At 36.7% G+C, this 2,590-nt stretch carries 1 protein-coding gene and 2 pseudogenes; 2 read left to right on the top strand and 1 reads right to left on the bottom strand.

The genetic code is table 11. The annotated features are described in order from the left end of the window. Positions 1-183: 183 nt before the first annotated feature. Positions 184-378, bottom strand: a pseudogene (locus HMPREF9141_RS03275) (DUF3853 family protein); the annotation flags it as partial. Between the two features lie 353 nt (positions 379-731). Here HMPREF9141_RS03275 and HMPREF9141_RS03270 point away from each other — a divergent pair. Together HMPREF9141_RS03270 and HMPREF9141_RS03265 are read left to right on the top strand one after the other, a co-directional pair. Continuing rightward, positions 732-830, top strand: a pseudogene (locus HMPREF9141_RS03270) (transcriptional regulator); the annotation flags it as partial. 65 nt (positions 831-895) lie between these two features. Then, a partial coding sequence (locus HMPREF9141_RS03265; RefSeq protein ID WP_007367050.1) for a nuclease-related domain-containing DEAD/DEAH box helicase occupies positions 896-2,590 on the top strand: 1,695 nt, incomplete at its 3' end.

Raw genomic sequence — 2,590 nt, 5'->3', positions numbered from 1 at the left:
GCATCTCAATATTGCTGAGACTCTTTGGCGCATCCTCAAGGGGAAGTGGCTCAGACCTGTGGATTATCTCTACACAGACTCCCTGCTCTATGCCACAAACAGAGCCTTGGAGGCAATCGGGTCTGGACTCAAAATCAGTTTTACCCATGTAGCTTAGTATAAATTAATTCTTACGACCTACTTACGATTGGCAGTAGGTAAACTGCATCCAAATAGGCGTGCGATACCTGCCAATCCATACACATATAGCCTTTCTTCTTTGGCGGAGTTGTTTTCTTCCCTTGCTTTTGGGGACGTATTACCATGTTGTGCCAGAAAGAGTAATTCTTCACCTGTCATCTGCCACACAGGCTTGTCCAGTAATTCATTTATCGTCATACTTTCTTTTGTCTTGAAGTTAATAACTTGCCCTTGCGCATAGGGCATTTGTCAGATCTGACGATGCAAATGTAGAAGGCAAAAAGACAGTCTCCAAGCCTCAGAGATATAGTGGGAATAATAGGGATAAATCGGGAAATCAAGAGGTCTCAGAAACGATTGTAGCGCATTTAATAATGGACGAATATCTAAGGTTGGAAAGCTCATAGATAATCGTTTTTGAAATCTTAAGAGGTTCTTTTGTTCTGCTTTTCAAGAAAATCGGTTCTCCGTAGTGTTAAACCCTCACCTTCTTTCGCTATATTCAATATAAGTTCATAGCTTTGCAGCTATAATAGATATAAAACAGCTTTATGGAACAAAAGAAAGAGCATAGCAACCTCATTAAGGAGCATTTGAAGAAACGAGGTATCACCCAAACATGGCTCGCCAAAGAGTTTAAAACAACGTTCTAATCTCCCACTCTTTTATCCCTCATTTCCCTAAATCAGAGTCCCCTTACTTGTGTGTTAGTATAATGGCTATTTTTTACCCTTGTATAGAAAAAATCAACCAGTTCAAGGTTCAACCCACAGATGGTGAAAGATCCTTGCTGAACTTTCTTGAACGCACTCTTGACGATTCGTTCGAGATTTATTTCAATCCTTTCCTCAATGGGGATCGCCCGGACATTCTAATCATGAGGAAAGGCTATGGTGTGATGGTAATAGAGGTCAAAGATTGGAATCTTGACAACTTTCAACTGAATGAAAAGAGAAAATGGGTTTATACACCTAACAACTCTGTCGTTAAATCACCCATAGACCAAGTCTTAAAGTATAAAAATAATCTATTTGACCTCCATGTGGCTGATTTATTGCAAGTAAAAATCAAGGACTTTCGCAATTTTAACATTGTGTCATGCGCAGTATATTTTCATTGCGCCAGCAAATCATACCTTGAAGGAATGCTTGTAGAACCATATAAAGACGATAAAAAGTATCAAACCTTCCTCAAATACAACATTGATTTCCTTGGACATGACTCATTAAACCAAGAAGATTTTAATATATTGTTGAAGAACAGGTATATGATAGCGGAGCGTCCTTCTTGGTTCTTCACAGACAAATTGTATGATAATTTCAAACGGCTTCTTTCTCCTCCTCTTCATCTACGTTCTCAAGGTGTTCCATATAGTTACTCTCAGAAACAGAAAGAAATTATATATTCAACAACTCTTGAGCAAAGAGTTCGCGGAGTCTTTGGATCTGGCAAGACAACCGTTTTAGCAGCCCGTGCCGTACAAGCTTATAAAAGAGCCTTGGAAAGGAATAATAATCCGAGGGTGCTCATTTTAACTTTTAACATTACTCTAAAGAACTTTATTCATGACAAAATGAATAGAGTTGACGAGACATTCCCAATTGAAAACTTTATTATTATTAACTATCATCAGTTCATTAATGCAGAACTGAATAATTTAAATATCGAATTTGAAATTCCTGAGGATATAAATCCCGAGCATTTGTCACAATATCTAGAATCAAAATATTATGGCAACATCAAACTCTTTGACGAGCACAAGGATGAAATCACCAAATATGATGCAGTATTGATTGATGAGATTCAGGATTATCATCGTTCATGGATGGAAATAGTAAAAAACTATTTTCGTGATCCTCAGGGTGATTACGTCCTTTTTGGAGATGTAAAACAAAATATCTATGGACAATCAACACAAAACAAAGACGTTGTAACAAATGTTCGAGGTGTAAATGACTTGAAATATTGCTATCGCTCTGACTTCAAAGTCCGAGATCTTGCACAATCATTCCAAAAGAATATTTTTAAGAACAAATATGACGTTGATGACTTTTCTGAAAATAGTACTTACTCTTTCTTTGGTCAAGAGCAAGAAAAAGAAGGTTATATCAACTATATGTACCTGCAGGAAGATCAACCTGTTACTACCTTATATAATATAATTAGAGATAACATTCTCAATAAAAATTCTAATATCTCTCCTAATGACATAACCATTCTAGGTTATACAACCAGCCTATTACGTACATTTGATCTTTATTACCGCTATGCAAGCCGTGAAAAGACAAGTTCTATGATTGAAACTGTAGAGATAATGTACATGACGCATCTTAACTACATTGGCAAGAATAGTGATAACAATCCACATTCCGGATGGTTTAACAATATTTGCAAACACTTTAAGCCTCAA

This window comes from Prevotella multiformis DSM 16608, from assembly GCF_000191065.1.
Classification (GTDB): domain Bacteria; phylum Bacteroidota; class Bacteroidia; order Bacteroidales; family Bacteroidaceae; genus Prevotella; species Prevotella multiformis.
This window is presented reverse-complemented; position numbering and strand designations above follow the sequence as displayed.